This window comes from Rhodococcus sp. MPR-R1B (genome assembly GCF_058793255.1).
Map to the genome: position 1 here is coordinate 19,337 of NZ_JBXAFO010000044.1, position 13,874 is coordinate 33,210.

General features: G+C 60.8%; 12 protein-coding genes. 8 read left to right on the forward strand and 4 right to left on the reverse strand.

Translation table 11 applies throughout. From position 1 onward, the window contains the following. Positions 1-241: 241 nt before the first annotated feature. The 8 genes from AC1Q61_RS31155 to AC1Q61_RS31190 all read left to right on the forward strand — a co-directional run bounded on the left by AC1Q61_RS31155 (position 242) and on the right by AC1Q61_RS31190 (position 7,191). Positions 242-1,399 carry a 4Fe-4S dicluster domain-containing protein gene (locus AC1Q61_RS31155; RefSeq protein ID WP_021333620.1) on the forward strand — a complete coding sequence of 386 codons (1,158 nt, stop codon included), beginning with the start codon at positions 242-244 and terminating at the stop codon, positions 1,397-1,399. After that, positions 1,396-1,860: a Crp/Fnr family transcriptional regulator gene (locus AC1Q61_RS31160; RefSeq protein WP_021344442.1), complete on the forward strand. Its 465-nt coding sequence runs from the start codon at positions 1,396-1,398 to the stop codon at positions 1,858-1,860. The genes AC1Q61_RS31155 and AC1Q61_RS31160 overlap by 4 nt, the downstream gene beginning before the upstream one ends. After that, positions 1,850-2,674 carry an FAD/NAD(P)-binding protein gene (locus tag AC1Q61_RS31165; RefSeq protein ID WP_492651410.1) on the forward strand — a complete coding sequence of 275 codons (825 nt, stop codon included), beginning with the start codon at positions 1,850-1,852 and terminating at the stop codon, positions 2,672-2,674. Before AC1Q61_RS31160 ends, AC1Q61_RS31165 begins: the two co-directional genes overlap by 11 nt. Beyond that, positions 2,674-3,441: an NADH-quinone oxidoreductase subunit B family protein gene (locus AC1Q61_RS31170; RefSeq protein ID WP_492651409.1), complete on the forward strand. Its 768-nt coding sequence runs from the start codon at positions 2,674-2,676 to the stop codon at positions 3,439-3,441. The genes AC1Q61_RS31165 and AC1Q61_RS31170 overlap by 1 nt, the downstream gene beginning before the upstream one ends. Further along, positions 3,431-4,735, forward strand: coding sequence for a Ni/Fe hydrogenase subunit alpha (locus tag AC1Q61_RS31175; RefSeq protein ID WP_283309665.1), 1,305 nt, complete (start codon positions 3,431-3,433; stop codon positions 4,733-4,735). Before AC1Q61_RS31170 ends, AC1Q61_RS31175 begins: the two co-directional genes overlap by 11 nt. Further along, positions 4,732-5,226, forward strand: coding sequence for a hydrogenase maturation protease (locus tag AC1Q61_RS31180; protein WP_347872937.1), 495 nt, complete (start codon positions 4,732-4,734; stop codon positions 5,224-5,226). The genes AC1Q61_RS31175 and AC1Q61_RS31180 overlap by 4 nt, the downstream gene beginning before the upstream one ends. A gap of 258 nt (positions 5,227-5,484) precedes the next feature. Then, the gene (locus AC1Q61_RS31185; RefSeq protein WP_019748709.1) at positions 5,485-5,763 is read left to right on the forward strand and encodes a DUF1876 domain-containing protein; all 279 of its coding nucleotides are present in this window, start codon (positions 5,485-5,487) and stop codon (positions 5,761-5,763) included. Positions 5,764-5,820: 57 nt separating this feature from the next. Further along, on the forward strand, positions 5,821-7,191 hold the full coding sequence (locus AC1Q61_RS31190) for a wax ester/triacylglycerol synthase family O-acyltransferase (protein WP_279164136.1): 1,371 nt from the start codon (positions 5,821-5,823) through the stop codon (positions 7,189-7,191). A gap of 205 nt (positions 7,192-7,396) precedes the next feature. On the opposite strand, the gene otsB is transcribed toward AC1Q61_RS31190, so the two are convergent. From otsB to AC1Q61_RS31210, 4 genes are all read right to left on the reverse strand, one after another. After that, the gene (gene otsB, locus AC1Q61_RS31195; protein ID WP_492651408.1) at positions 7,397-10,639 is read right to left on the reverse strand and encodes a trehalose-phosphatase; all 3,243 of its coding nucleotides are present in this window, start codon (positions 10,637-10,639) and stop codon (positions 7,397-7,399) included. A gap of 120 nt (positions 10,640-10,759) precedes the next feature. Further along, positions 10,760-11,644: a universal stress protein gene (locus AC1Q61_RS31200; protein WP_492651415.1), complete on the reverse strand. Its 885-nt coding sequence runs from the start codon at positions 11,642-11,644 to the stop codon at positions 10,760-10,762. Between the two features lie 83 nt (positions 11,645-11,727). Beyond that, positions 11,728-12,612 carry a 3-oxoacyl-ACP synthase III family protein gene (locus tag AC1Q61_RS31205; protein ID WP_019748714.1) on the reverse strand — a complete coding sequence of 295 codons (885 nt, stop codon included), beginning with the start codon at positions 12,610-12,612 and terminating at the stop codon, positions 11,728-11,730. Continuing rightward, positions 12,596-13,699: a 3-oxoacyl-ACP synthase III family protein gene (locus AC1Q61_RS31210; RefSeq protein WP_020907971.1), complete on the reverse strand. Its 1,104-nt coding sequence runs from the start codon at positions 13,697-13,699 to the stop codon at positions 12,596-12,598. Before AC1Q61_RS31210 ends, AC1Q61_RS31205 begins: the two co-directional genes overlap by 17 nt. Positions 13,700-13,874 lie beyond the last annotated feature (175 nt).

Here is a 13,874-nt window from a genome sequence, read left to right on the forward strand (position 1 = left end):
ACAGCAACCGCGTCGGGTGCTCCGAGGCACCGGAGAGTTGTCGTGCCGATTCCGCTGCCCGTCGCGGCCATCGATCATCACCTGATTCGGCTGGGGATACTTTCCGATTGAACCGTGCCGTTGCCTTCAGGGGGCAGAGCCTTTTGTCATCGAATACCGTCCTTCGCCCCTACCCGCGCCGGCAGCCCATGCGCGAAGCTGAAGCGTGGAGGAATACGGATGACGCCCGCAAGGAGGATCCATGACTGATTCAGGATCTCCCACCGACCTGACCAGCGAACAATTCGTCATGGACCGAGACGGACTTGACGAGTTGATCACCGTGTTGATCAGCGAGGGTTATCGCGTCATCGGGCCGACTGTCCGCGACAGCGCTATTGTCCTCGACACTCTCGACTCCGGTGATCAATTGCCGACGGGATGGGGTGTCGATACCGCCCCTGGACTGTATCGACTGCGGAGGAGAACAGATTCTGCAGTCTTCGGTCACTCCGCGGGCCCGCAATCGTGGAAGCAGTACCTGCACCCGTCGCGGCAACAACTCTGGAGCCAATCCACGGACGGTACATTCCACGCACCGCCGACCGAACCTGCTCGATACGCATTTCTCGGCGTGCGCGCGTGCGACCTCGCAGCGATCGGAATACTCCAGACAGTGCTGTCGGCCGGCGGAAAGGCGGCGACAAATCTATTCGAGGGTCTGTTCGTGATCGCAGCCAACTGCACGGAACCCGGCGGAGTGTGTTTCTGTGCGTCGATGAACACCGGCCCGGAGGCCAAAACCGGCTACGACCTGTGTCTGACCGAAAGGATCGACAACGACGGCCACCGATTCGTCACCGGGGTGGGCACCACGGAAGGATCACGGATACTCACGCTGGTCCGCGGTAGGCAGGCGACCGACGAGGAAACTACCGAGGCCGCAGGCGCTGTCGCCGATGCAGCACATCATATGGGTCGGCAAATGCCGGACGTCGATCTTCGCGGCATGCTCCGCGACGCACGGGACGCCGATGTCTGGGCGGACGTCGCGTCACGGTGCTTGACGTGCGGGAACTGCACGATGGTGTGCCCGACGTGCTTCTGCACTACCACCGAGGACGTCTCCGATCTTGCGGGCGACAATGTCGAGCGATGGCAGCACTGGTCGTCATGTTTCGACCTGGACTACTCGCAACTGCACGGTGGCGCAGTACGTGTCAGTGGTGAGAGCCGGTACCGACAGTGGATTTCTCACAAGTTGGGCACCTGGCACGACCAATTCGGTTCGTCCGGTTGCGTTGGTTGCGGCCGATGCATCGACTGGTGTCCAGTGGGAATCGACATCACGGCGGAAGCCGCCCGCCTGACCGGCGCTTTGACTGTGGAACCCGACAGCGATACCGGTTGTCACTCATGAACGATCACGCCTGCGAGCAGTGTCCAAGAGAAATCGAAGGTCTGGCCGACGATCAACGTCATGAACTCGCTGCCTTCTCACGCGAGGTTCAGTTCGCGGCCGGTACCGTGGTGTTCCGCGAAGGTGACTCCGCTGACAAATGTTGGCTTCTCCGGACCGGCCGGATTACGCTCACCACCAGAATTCCCGGACGCGGCGAGGAAACTGTCGAAACACTTTCTGTCGGTGAGATTCTGGGCGTGTCCTGGTTCCGCCCACCTCGACAGTGGCAATGGACAGCGACCGCGGTCACTCCCGTGACAGCTGCCGAAGTCGACGCCACCATGTTGCGATCTGTCGCCGGGAGCAATCCGGATCTCGGACGGGCGATCTACTCGATCCTGGCGGACACACTCCTCCACCGATTGCAGGCAACACGCGCACGCCTGCTTGATCTCTATGCACGCGAACATGTTCGGTGATCAACTCGTCCCGACGCCGTGCAAGGTTGTTGCCCGCCGGGACGAGAACAGCAATACCTCGACCCTGACCCTCGCGGCGCCCTCGCAGTGGTTCCCCGGGTTCCGCCCCGGTCAATTCATGATGGTCTACGCACGGGGGGTGGGCGAGATTCCGCTGTCGATCAGTGGGGACCCGACTCACGCCGATCACACAGTGGTTCATACTGTTCGGGCTGTCGGTGCCGTCAGCCGCGCGCTGCACGAAGCCTCCATCGGTGACATCGTAGGTGTCCGAGGACCTTTCGGAACGGGATGGGATCTGGATTCCGCCAAAGACGATCTGATCGTCGTCGCGGGAGGCGTCGGCTTGGCGGCAGTACGTTCGGCAGTCTTGGAGGCCCAGGCCTGCGGTCGATTTCGTCGAGTTGTCCTCAGCGTGGGTGCTCGCCGACCATCCGATCTCCTGTACCGCCCAGATCTCGACACATGGAGCCGGGGAGACCTGGTCGACCTCGAGCTGTCCGTGGACGTGGCAGAACCTGACTGGCAGGGTCATGTCGGATTTGTCACGCAGTCCCTGAACCGCCTCGTTCTCGAGCCCGGTCGCACGACGGTACTGCTGTGCGGCCCCGAACCGATGATGCGGATGTCGGCTCGGACCATGATCGGCCAAGGCGTTGAGCGCGAGAATATTCGAGTATCGCTGGAACGGAACATGCAGTGCGGGACCGGAGTGTGCGGGCACTGTCAACTCGGCGAACTCCTCCTCTGTCGTGACGGTCCGGTAGTCGACTACCGCGCGGCCGAGCCACTTCTCGCAGTGAAGGAGCTGTGATGCCCTCACCCACCATGGCGGTCTGGAAATTCGCATCCTGCGACGGATGCCAACTGACTCTGCTCGATTGCGAGGACGAACTACTCACTTTGGCCGACGCCGTTCACATCTCACATTTCCTCGAGATGTCGAGCGAGGTGGAAAGCGGTCCATACGATCTCTCGCTGGTCGAAGGCTCCATTACCACCGCTGCCGACATCGAACGTATTCATGCCATCCGCGAGAATTCCCGGCATCTGGTGACGATCGGCGCCTGCGCGACTTCTGGCGGGATACAGGCTCTCCGGAACTTTGCGGACATCGCCGAGTTCATGTCCGTGGTCTACGCGAGCGGCGAGTACATCGACACTCTCGCGACGTCCACACCGATCGCCGACCATGTCCCGGTCGATTTCGAACTACGCGGCTGCCCCATCGATCGCCGGCAGCTCCTCGAGGTGATCTCGTCGTATCTGGCCGGGCGGAAGCCGAACATCCCGGACACCAGTGTCTGCGCCGAATGCAAACGACGTGGCCTCACCTGCGTCATGGTCGCCGACGGCACACCGTGTCTGGGACCAGTGACCCATTCAGGCTGCGGCGCGCTGTGTCCGGCACAGTCGAGGGGTTGCTATGGATGTTTCGGTCCATCAACCCACCCGAACATGATTGCAATGGCGGGGTGGTTGCGCACCTGTGGGATGACCGACGAGAGTATCGAGCGCATCTTCTCGACGTTCAACGTTGCCTCCCCCGAGTTCGACGGGATCAGGCGAGATGGACGGTGAAACGAACAGGGATACCACCCGACTGACGCTCGGTTCCCTCGCCCGTGTCGAAGGGGAAGGCCGGCTGGCGTTCACGGTCCGACACGGCCGGGTTGAAGCCGCAGAGTTGAACATCTACGAACCCCCTCGATTCTTCGAGTCATTTCTCCGGGGCCGCGATTTCCGCGAGCCTCCCGACATCACATCCAGGATTTGCGGAATCTGTCCTGTCGCTTATCAAGTCAGCGCCTGCAACGCAATCGAGCAAGCATGCGGTGCGCACCTCACCCAACCGATTCTCGATCTGCGACGACTTCTGTATTGCGGCGAGTGGATCGCCAGTCATACATTGCATATCTACTTGCTGCATGCCCCTGATTTCCTGGGCGCGGCAGACGCCATCGAACTTGCCCGAATCGCGCGTCCCGACGTCGAACGTGGGCTCGCACTGAAGAAGGCGGGCAACGCGATTCTCGACATGATCGGTGGCCGATCGATTCACCCGGTCAACGTGCGCCTCGGCGGGTTCTACCGAGCGCCGACGTCCAGTGAACTCGCGCCCCTCGCCGAACAATTACACAGGGCACTCGACGATGCTCTCGCGACCGTGCAGTGGGTATCACACTTCGAGATCCCAGATGCCGAGGTGGATACCGAACTACTCGCACTGGCTCAGCCAGGCCGCTACGCGATCGAAGACGGCGTGTTGACAAACACATCCGGATCATCGTTCGCACCGGAGGAATTCTGCGATCACGTCGCGGAACGGCAAGTTCCGCATTCGACCGCGCTGCACGCGCACCTCGACGGCCAGGCCTATCTCACCGGACCGCTGGCTCGCTACAGCCTCCACTCCGCCGACCTCTCGGAGACCGCTCGTCAAGCGGCCACCGAGGCCGGCTTGGGAACAGTGTGTCGCAACCCGTTTCAAAGCATTGTGGTCCGCGCCGTCGAGACAGTGTTCGCCGTGGACGAGGCACTCCGCCTGATACGTGAGTATTACCGCCCGGAATCGCCGTACGTCGACATGTCACCCCGCGCCGCAACCGGGTACGGCGTCAGTGAAGCCCCCAGAGGCGTGCTGTACCACCGCTACCAACTCGATTCCGAGGGCCTAATCCTGCGGGCCACAATCATTCCGCCCACCTCGCAGAACCAGGCAGCAATCGAGAACGACCTCCGCAACACCCTCGCCGCGAACCTCCGGCTGACAGACGCCGAACTGACTGGACTGTGTGAGCGGACCATCCGAAACTACGATCCCTGCATCTCGTGTGCCACTCATTTCCTCGACGTGACAATCAACCGCGCATGACTGTCACAGTGGTCGGGGCCGGCAACGAATTCCGCCGAGACGACGGCGTAGGACCTGTGGTGGCGCGAACGATACAAAGCGAGCACCAGGCCGGCGTGAACGTGGTCATCGACAACGGTGAACCTTCAAGGCTGCTCGAGACATCGACGAGGTCGGATCTGGTGATCATCGTCGACGCTTCAGTCTGTGCTCCGTCTTCCGGCAGCCAGCCGCAACCTGCCGGAACAATTCGTCGGATCACGGATTGGTCGAGAGAGAACTCCGGAATACTCACCAGCTCACACGGACTGGGCATCATGGAGGCGCTGGCCTTGGCCGCCGCGCTCGGCCGAGAACCCCACCGCGTGGCGATCTACACGATCGAAGCGCACGACACCGACTACGGCATCGGGCTTTCACCCTCCGTTGCAGCTTCTGTCCCCGCGGTACTGTCTCTGATCGCAGCCGAAATCGCCGACGTGCAATCTCGGGATCTACCTCTTGGGACGTAACTCCGAGGTTATCGGAGGCGTGGCAGTGACCCGTGGCAGTGACCCGTGGCAGTGACCAGTGGCAGTGACCTTTGCCATCGATTGGCGTCGTTCGCCTCTACTTGGCCAATGTTCACCGGACAAGGCTGAAGCCACACCGGTTTCGAAGTGTCCGTGAGGATTGCACATGAAGCGACAGTGATGCGTGAACGGAACTTGACAAGTACACCACCACAGCCGAATTGACACCCAGGAACCTCGATAGGGAGGAATCTGATCGTGAACGAGAAGCATTGGTCAGTGGACATAACCATCGACGAGCACACCGCCGCAGAGGGCAACCGTACTCGGGCCATCGCACGCCTTCGATCGAGGGACGATACTCACATCGTCGGATCAGGTTTCGCTCGGTGCAACCCATCGGATCGCGATGTGCCCGAGATCGGTGACGAGCTCGCGGTCGCGCGTGCTCTTTCCCACTTGGCCCGTCAACTGATCGAGGCTACCGCTGCAGACCTCGAAAATGTCACGCACGAACCCGCCCACCTGAACGCCTAGCGACATCTCGGGAAGATGTCGAAATCGTAGAAATCGTTGTCGACCAAGGAGATGGCGATGTCGGATAAATTGACTCCCCTGGATGCGGCCTTCCTCGAGGTCGAGGACTCCGATCGACACGCGAATCTCTCAATAGGCGCGGTTGTAGTCGCCGAAGGACCCACACCCACCGACGACGATTTGATCGAGAGATTAAGCGCCCGAATTCGGTCCCTCCCACATGCTGCGGATCGGATTCACGTCATCCCACTCGATCTTGCTGCACCTACGTGGGTACCTGATCCGAATTTCGATCCAGCTCGCCACTTCACGCGGATCGGAGTGCCGAGTCCAGGGCGAATGTGCGACTTGACGGACACCGTCGCGTGGATCATGTCCGAACGACTCGATCGCGATCGTCCACTGTGGCAATGCTGGTTGATCGAAGGCCTCGAGGACTGCCGCTGGGCAATTCTCGTCAAGGCACACCACTCTCTCATCGATGGCGTTACCGGGGCCCGATTGTTCGACGTATTGTTCGACAAACCTCTCACCTCCGGACCGCCGACGGACAACGAGGCACCGAAAGGCCCGAAGTCGCTGTACGGCAAAATCATCGGATTCTATTGTTCGACGCTCAGGGCGCCGCAACGGTTGGCTCGGCGATCCGTCCGGATCGCGGAAGGCACTGCCCAGTTGGCGGGCGATCTACTGATCCCGAGCGCGAACAGTTCCCTGAACGGGCCGATTGGACATCAACGGCGATACGGGACAGCACAGGTGCGAATGCACGATGTAAGGACCATCTGTTCCGCCTTCGATGTCACCGTGAACGACGTTGCGCTGGCCTGCGTGACCAGTTCGCTGCGCTCACTTCTCCTTCACCGCAAAGAAGACATCAGCCGACATGCGGTGAGGACACTCGTCCCGGTCTCTGTTCGGGCATCGAACACCGGCACGTCGTTCCACAACGAGGTCTCTCTCATGCTTCCCTTCCTACCCGTCGAGATCGAGGATCCGGTGGACCGCTTGCAGACGATCCACCGCAGACTCTCCCGACACAAGAACGGTGGTGAATCAGGCAGTGGACAAACCATCACGGCAGCTGCTCAGTACGCACCATTCATGTCCTCCGCCTGGTTCATTCGGCTTGCGATGCGCGTTCCTCAGCGAAGTATCGTCACCGTAGTCACAGACGTTCCCGGTCCGACCGAAAAGCGCCGACTGCTGGGGCGAGAAATCATCGGTATCTATCCGTACGTGCCGATTGCAGTGCGGTTACGACTCGGATTCGCAATCCTCAGCTACTACGATCAACTCGCGTTCGGAATCACGGCTGACTACGACTCGGTCTCCGAAGTCCAACTTCTTTCAATGTCGGTGGAACAGGAAGTCGCCTCCCTACTTCGTTCCACGCGCAACCCTTCGTCCGCCGGCGAATTTCACTGACTCGGTCCCGAATTCGATTGATCCGGTCCACAATGACACAGTGGCCGATCCGGTCCACAATGACGCAGTGGCCAATCCAGTCCACAATGACGCAGTGGCAGGTTCCCATCCGTGACGCCCGGCGTGTGCACCACCACCGACCGCCGCGTCGTTTCGACCTTCAACGAGCGAAGCTTCCAGGGGGCGGAATCTACATTCCCGAGGACTAGGTCAGTCGGACAGTCGCGCCCGGCCGGAGTTGTACCACTCGACCACGGCATTCGATCTCGATCGGCGGCTGGTTTCCGATCCCGGCGCTGACGTGCACTTCTCTTCCGTTGATCCGCAGTTGCAGGCGGTGGCCCCGGTAGAAGACGGGAAACTCGAGAACTCCGAGTGGTTTTGGCCAATGCGGGGAAAAGATCAGGCGGTCGCCGCGGGTCTCGAGCCCGGTGAAGCACCTTTGCAGCAAGTCGACGCTTCCCGCCATGGCGGCCAGGTGTATTCCCTCCGCGGTAGTTCCCCCCTGAACATCGGCAATATCGGAACGCAGTGCCAGGTCGAAGAATTCCATCGCCCGCTCGCGGTTGGCCCGAGCCAGCACCCAGGAATGGACGACACCACTGAGCGTCGAACCGTGCGAAGTACGTGCCATGTAATAGTCGATGGTTGCGGGGATGGCGTCACCCGAAAACTCGTAACCCAAACCATCAAGGATGCAACGCAACTCGTCAGCGGACAACAAGTAGAACAACATCACTACGTCGGCCTGCTTGGAAACCCTGTAGCAGTTGACGTCGTCCCCCTCTGCCTCGAGGAGTCGATCGAGGCGTTGTACGTCGCCGTATCGCTGACGATATGCGTCCCAATCCAGTTCGGGAAGGTCTGCGTACCCCTCGAACTGGCTGATGACATCGTCGTGAAACGGGACGAACATCTTGTGGGTAATGTCTCTCCAACGCTCGATCTCCACTGTGGGCAGTTCCAGCTTCTGAGTCAGATCCGACCGGATCTGAAGTGGCACAACTTCCAATGCCTCGAGTGCTCGCAGGATTACCCACACCGACATGACATTGGTATAGGCGTTGTTGTCGATCCCGTCACAGGGAGCATCCGGATATCCGGAGTGGAATTCGTCAGGGCCGATGATGCCCCGGATGACGTACCGTCCGCGCATCTGGTCGAGTGAAGCGAGATCCGCGTAGAACCGAGCGATTTCCACCAGCATTTCGGCCCCGAACTCGATCAGGTATTCCAAATCGCCGGTGACCTGATAGTACTGCCACACGTTGTACGCAATCGCGATGCCGCTGTGATGCTGGCGCCGACTCGGATCCGGGTTCCAGCGCCCGGATCTCGGATTGAGATGCAGTTGCTGGCTCTCTTCCCGTCCGTCACTACCCGACTGCCAGGGAAACATCGCTCCTTGATGACCGGTTTCGATCGCAGCCCGACGGGCCTCCCCCAATCGACGGTATCGATACCGGAGCAAGGACCGCGTCAGCGTAGGCAAGCGCAGGTTCAGAGCCGAAAAAACGAACAACTCGTCCCAGAAGATATGGCCACGATAGGCCTCTCCGTGCAATCCGCGAGCCGGCACTCCGGCGTCGCGGTCGGCGGTGTTCGGCGAGACCGTCTGCAGCAAGTGAAGTAGATGAAATCGGATTACACGCAGTGCGTGACCGTGACCTACGAGGTCGATGCCCATGCGATCCCACAGACTTGCCATGGCGAGAACGTGACCGTCGAGCATTACATCGAATCGGTCTAGACGAGACAGCCAGCGCTCGGCTTCGTCTGCGGGCTCGGTCACAGCGGGATCGCGTCCGGTGAACACCGTCACCATCTTCTCGAGAGTCGCCGAGCAACCCGTTGCAAGATGCAGAGATATGTCGTGCCCGATCCGACCCTCTCCTTCTACCAGTCGATACTCAGTCGAAGTCGAATCGCCATCGCTCCACACCGTATGCCGGGCGGCCATCGCCACCGGTATCCGTGAGCGATTGGTTTGCACCACGAGCAGAACCGCGTTCTCGGAAAGCTCTCTGGCCGTCAGCAGTTCGAGGTGTTGAGAGCCGAGTTCACGATAACGCTCCACCAACCTGTTGCGGACCGTACCGTCCAGTTCCGAGCGGATCTCGAGTAGGCCCGCCCAATCTTCAGCCACGATCGTCATCTCGAGCGCACAGGCGTGAGGGAGGTGCATGGCAACACATCTCCGCTGGACGACCGTGGTGGTGTATCCCTCAGTGTCGCGCACCCGGAATCGGCGCGTCAGCATTGCCCGGCGGAGATCGACGTACTGGCGGTACTCGAGCACCTCCACAGCATCGATATCGAACCACGGGCCCCCTTCGATCCGGAATGTCACCGGCAACCAGTTCGGCAGGTTGACGATGCTCTCGTTGTCGACTGTGATTCCCGATACTTCGTCCTGCAGGCGGTTGAAGATCCCCGCAGCGTACGTGCCCGGGTAGTGGATGGCCCCGGCGCGAGACTCCGGAGCACATCCCCTAGTGGCGAATGCTCCATTGCCCAGGGTGCACAGTGCCTCCCTCAACTTCTCTGTGTTCGGGTCGTAGCCTTCGAAGAACACAGTCCAGGGATCGCCGGCAGGTGGCATCGTCTGCGCGCCGCTGCCCAGCAGATCTGCCAGCCATTGCACTAATTTACGGACCTGGACGGGACTGTCTACCGCGAACCGAGCAGCCGACCGCCGGTCGCCGTTCTCGAAGTGGCGCACCACGATCCCGATGCCGCGGTCTTGCAGCGCAACAAAAGCATCCTCGTCGGTGAAGTCATCGCCGATGTAAATCGGCAGCACGTTGTCGGCATCGACGAGGCGATCGAGAATCCAGTCCAGCGTTCGACCTTTGTCCCAGTCGACGTCGGGGCGGAGCTCGGCCACCATCCGTCCGCTGGTGGAACGAAGCCCGGTTCCACCCGCAACCTCCTGAACCATCGCGACAATCTCGGGGCCCCTGAGTGCATCTGCATTGCGATAGTGGACGGAGAGACCAAACCGCTTGCGCTCCAGGATAACCCCTGGAATACCGGTCAAACGATCACGCAGGATGTCCGCCGCGCGCTCGAGATTCTGCACCGAGTCCATGGCCAGCTCATTTCGATAGCGCTGCCCGTCCGGCCCGACGATTTCGAAACCGTGACTACCGGCGTACCAGATCCCGGTCATGCCAACTCGGGTCTCGATGTCCGCCAGATCGCGGCCGGTGATCACGCCGATCGTGCAATGGCGAGCCAGCCTCGCGAGATCTTCCTTCAGTCCGTCGACGAGAGTGGCAGCGGCTGGGTCGTTCACGATGTTCGAGAGGGTACCGTCGAAGTCAAGAAAGACGACAGGTCGCCGCGAACGCAAAAGGGTCGTCAGCTGATCGCGTGATGTGAGAGCTTCCGGTATTTCCGACATTCGGCGGTCGTGACGACGTGGGTGGAGCGCAGGCATAGTCATGGACTCGACTCCAATGATTCATCGATGCCGGCGAGAACCCACTCGTCGCAAATGTCGGACGCGATCGTCCACGAAGTATAGCCGGATTCCTTGATACACAATTTCTTTCGATGCCATCCTCTATTCGTCAACACATTCACCGCCTGGTTGTCGGACCATCAGGAGTGGGCACGGCGTTTTGTGCAGCAAAGCTGTGCCGGTCGAGCCGATGTCCATCCCCGCGAAGCCGCCTCTTCCTCGGGTTCCGACCACAACGAGCTGGGCATCGGCCGCCAGAACCAGGAGATGACGAACAGGCCGGTCCCGAACCAGATTCCGCCGCACCCTGACCTCGGGGAATTGCTTCCACCACCTGGACACACTTTCCGCGAGCACCAACCGGCCTGCCGCCTCCACCGCGGCGCGGACCTCGGTCGCCGAATCATCCTGCAGCGTAGACATATCCTGGTCGAAACAAGCGTGCAGCACTACCAGGGCCGCTCCACGAAGAGCACATTCTTCGAAGGCGAGACCGATGGCCGGATCACTGTTCATCGAGCCGTCGACGCCGACTACGACGGGTCCCGCGACGGGCTCGTCCCTTGACCAACCGTCTATCACTGCCACTGGGCATTTCGCTCGACGTGCTACCGCCGCGCACACCGAACCGACAAACCCTCTGGAGTACTCATCGAGCCCGCGACGACCGAGCACGATCATCGATGCATCCGCGGATCGATCGATGAGCGCTCCCGGAGCATACTGGTGTGACATTTCCCCCTGGACGTCGATCGATCCGGCAACTGTGTCAGCCCTGGCGATCCCAAGGGCCGTAGCAAGCACTCGATCTGCGCGGTCACATAACTCTCGGGCCAGGTACGGACCGTCTGCTGTGTATCGATAGGTCGTGCAGCAAACGAGCAGTAGAGGCAAGCCACGCAGGGTTGCCTCCCGCGCAGCCCACCCCAGAGCGTCCAGCGAGTGCTGAGACCCGTCTATTCCCACAATGATCGGAGATCTCACCATCAGGACCTCCACAACAATTGATATCAGCGTCGAACACCGATACGTCGGTGACCATCGCTTCCTCACCCACACAATTGTTCAGCTCAATCTGACTCCGGGGGCACGTCGTACAGCGCGGCGCCAGCGGTCACGCCCGCCCCTACCGCGACCAGCATCGTTCGGGAGCCGGCAAATCGTCGCGGTTTCTCCCTCGCCAAACCTGCGATCAGCGCAGCGGTGTGGATGTACTCGTCATCCGCCACGATGACCCGTGAGCTCGGTCTCCCCAGCCGTGTCGCGAGCGCTGAACGGAATGCCGGGCGAGCCGGAGCAGCCACTACGAAATCGACGTCGGCCAGAGCGATTTTCGCCTGCCGGAGACATGCGGTGACTGCTTCGTGACCGGCGGCGGCGTAGACGTCATCGAGGGAGTCGGTCTCCCGGAAACGCAGGATGTTTCGATTGTCTGCCTGACCGACAGTTGCCCGGAAGGAATCGCCGCTGTCGAGATCATTGACCCAATGCACCGGGCCGAGCCCATACCGATCCTCGGTCCAGCGGCACAACGCCGCTCCGCCTGCTGCAGAAAACGGAAAGCTCTCGCTGAGCCGGTGCCCCGGGTCTGCATCGCTGGCAACGACGAGAGCCAGTTCGATCACACCAGAGCGAAGGAATCCATCGACGATCTGCAGCGCGGTCAGAACGCCACAGGTGCCATTCGCGATATCGAAGGAGAAGGTCCCGTGTTCGCCGGTATGAGGGTCTTCCGGATGAGCACCGATGTCGTCCTGGATCAGCGCGGCCAGGGCCGGCTCACCAAGGTTTCGGTCGCGGTACAACCCTGCGTTAACGAGCAGATCCAAATCGTCCGGGCTGCGACCGGCCTTTCCGAGGCACGACTGAGCCGCCACTACCGCAAGGTGCAGTGCGCTGTGCCGCCTCAGCCATCCAGCCCGAGTGACGTTCACCTGCTCAATGATCGTTCCCATAGCACGCCACCAGTTCTTCGTCGATTTCCACCAGCACTACCCCGATCTCCAGCCCGGAAGCCAAGGAGATCAATGCCACTGTCTCTCCCGGTTTGATCCGGCCGGCTTCGAGTTCTTCGACCAACGCCACGGTGTGGGTTGTCGAGGCCGTGTTCCCGTATCGATCGACGGTGATGACCGCGTCATGGCGCGGACTGTCGCCGAACGACAGCGCCATCTCAGCCATGCCCTTCTTGATTGCCCGCGCCGAAGTTTGATGGGTGATCACATGGTCGATGTCATGGATCGACAGTCCGAGAGTGTCGAGTACCTCGTGCAGGAGTAACGGGGTATCGGCGATGGCGGCCTTCTGAATGGCTCGCGAATTGGTGAACATGCGAGCACCCGGCTCGCTGCCCTTCGGGTAAGCGAGACACAACCGGCTGTAGTCCGCGACCGTTGTAAACCCGGCGACGCGGATCCCGGCTGCACCGACGGGCGCCCGTTCGAGTACAAGTGCGGCGCCGGCATCGCCCAAGGTCAAGGAAGCCAATTCTCTGCTCAATATGTTGTGAATATGCTTGGCAGCATTGTGACCGAGCTGGGAAATATACTCACCGCTGACAACCAGCGCCCGCTCGATCAAGCCCAGGCGGATCCAATTGTTGGCCACCATCACCCCAGTGAGCATCCCAGCGCAAGCATTCGAAAGGTCGAAACTCATAGCCCGGTCTGCACCGAGGGTGCGCGCGACGGCACTACTCATCGTCGGTTCGAGCCATTGAGTCATGCCGCCCCGAAACTTGGTGATACTGCAGCTGATCACCACATCTATCGACTCGGCGGCACAACTCGACCGACGCAAGGCATCCCGCGCGGCTGCTGTTGCGAGAGTGTAGGAATCCTCATCGCCCACGCTGACCCGACGCTCGTGGATCCCAGTCAGTCGTTCGAGGTCGATACCAGTGTCATGGCGTGTTGTCGCCATCAAGTCCTCAGTCGTGAGTCTTGTGACGGGAAGATGCCGACCTGCCCCCGCCACCCGCGTTCGATACGGCACTCGTCGGTCATTACTTTCCGAATCCGTCAACAGCCAGTGTTTGACCATGTCACTTGATACCTCACGCGGGATTGGATCTGGAGCTAGTGCATCGGCATCATCTGCATGGGCGGAAGTATGCCCATGCCGTGGAGACACATCATGAATGTCAATGGCCACGAAGTTCTCCCCGTAGGCGGCCAGTAGTTCTCCCCGCTGGTGGCCACGGGTTCTCCCCGGTGGC

Coding starts and splice junctions, on each gene's coding strand:
- AC1Q61_RS31205 (WP_019748714.1), bottom strand. CDS start 12,612: ATGGGAACGATCATTGAGCAGGTGAACGTCACTCGGGCTGGATGGCTG.
- AC1Q61_RS31180 (WP_347872937.1), top strand. CDS start 4,732: ATGACTGTCACAGTGGTCGGGGCCGGCAACGAATTCCGCCGAGACGAC.
- AC1Q61_RS31160 (WP_021344442.1), top strand. CDS start 1,396: ATGAACGATCACGCCTGCGAGCAGTGTCCAAGAGAAATCGAAGGTCTG.
- AC1Q61_RS31190 (WP_279164136.1), top strand. CDS start 5,821: ATGTCGGATAAATTGACTCCCCTGGATGCGGCCTTCCTCGAGGTCGAG.
- AC1Q61_RS31175 (WP_283309665.1), top strand. CDS start 3,431: ATGGACGGTGAAACGAACAGGGATACCACCCGACTGACGCTCGGTTCC.
- AC1Q61_RS31200 (WP_492651415.1), bottom strand. CDS start 11,644: ATGGTGAGATCTCCGATCATTGTGGGAATAGACGGGTCTCAGCACTCG.
- AC1Q61_RS31155 (WP_021333620.1), top strand. CDS start 242: ATGACTGATTCAGGATCTCCCACCGACCTGACCAGCGAACAATTCGTC.
- AC1Q61_RS31170 (WP_492651409.1), top strand. CDS start 2,674: ATGCCCTCACCCACCATGGCGGTCTGGAAATTCGCATCCTGCGACGGA.
- otsB (WP_492651408.1), bottom strand. CDS start 10,639: ATGACTATGCCTGCGCTCCACCCACGTCGTCACGACCGCCGAATGTCG.
- AC1Q61_RS31210 (WP_020907971.1), bottom strand. CDS start 13,699: ATGGTCAAACACTGGCTGTTGACGGATTCGGAAAGTAATGACCGACGA.
- AC1Q61_RS31165 (WP_492651410.1), top strand. CDS start 1,850: ATGTTCGGTGATCAACTCGTCCCGACGCCGTGCAAGGTTGTTGCCCGC.